This is a genomic window from Pseudomonas sp. AC229, from assembly GCF_979254655.1.
Genome location: NZ_CEEDHK010000061.1, coordinates 1 through 267, shown reverse-complemented (window position 1 = coordinate 267; position 267 = coordinate 1). Strand labels below are relative to the sequence as shown.

The 267-nt window shown below is 45.7% G+C and carries 1 protein-coding gene; it reads right to left on the bottom strand.

Annotation, left to right across the window (positions count from 1 at the left end; translation table 11 throughout):
* The coding region (locus AC0IW7_RS24845; RefSeq protein ID WP_471821508.1) for a PhoD-like phosphatase N-terminal domain-containing protein at positions 1-267 on the bottom strand (267 nt) is incomplete at both ends.

Sequence of the window (267 nt, the reverse complement as noted above, 5' to 3'; positions counted from 1 at the left end):
CCACCACATATAAATCGATAGAAGTAAGACGTATTCGGCTGTAAACCCGTGGCATCCACTTTGACCGTATAATCTTGCCCACCGTTTGTTTTGCTCGTGCCTTTATTGATGATGGTGTTAAACGTATTATCACTGGCAATTTGCCAATCGACATCAAGGCTGCTGCCACTGTTCGTCGGTGTCACACGAGTCCATAAAATCACTTTGTCAGCAAGCGGGTCACCACTGGCTACGCCATGTAAAAAACTAACCTGCGCTGTGTTATCA